Below are 505 nucleotides of genomic sequence, written 5' to 3' on the forward strand. Positions count from 1 at the left end.
AAACGCCAAGCGTTGGGAATCCCTCTTAAATTGTTTGTTAGTTGCACAATGCACACTGAATTTTTTGTTTATTTTCAGTGATATATTCTATGTCATTTATGTAAGCCTGAAGATGACCTTGCTCTATGTTTTCAGCAAAAGACTCATTACCATTTTCAGCTTCACTGCGCATGAACGACACTAACGCCTGTAATCGCTGAATCATTGCATTGGCTAATTGACTTCTTTCGGAGTCAGTTGCACCGTAACTATCACAGAACAACTTAGCTCTAGCCACCTGCTCAGAAATTGTACCTAACTTATCATTACTGTCAGTTTTAAAAGGCGACCAGCAATAAATTGAGTATGCTAAATCCCATATTCTTGGCGCTGGGTGCGCAGTATCGAAGTCAAATACACCAACAACTGTGCTCTCAGAAAGAGCAACATTGTATGGGGTAAAGTCACCATGACAGATAACCTCAAAAGGTTCTCTCGGCTCTAGCATCCACTCGTGAGCATCAAC

The 505-nt window shown here is 41.0% G+C and carries 1 protein-coding gene; it reads right to left on the reverse strand.

Features of this window, described 5'->3' with window-relative positions; all coding sequences use genetic code 11:
- Positions 1-37 precede the first annotated feature (37 nt).
- Positions 38-505, reverse strand: a 468-nt coding sequence (locus tag VNE01S_RS18815; protein ID WP_156472011.1) for a phosphotransferase, incomplete at its 5' end; no start/stop codon positions are given.

Origin of the sequence: Vibrio nereis NBRC 15637 (genome assembly GCF_001591105.1) — a bacterium.
Classification (GTDB): Bacteria; Pseudomonadota; Gammaproteobacteria; order Enterobacterales; family Vibrionaceae; genus Vibrio; species Vibrio nereis.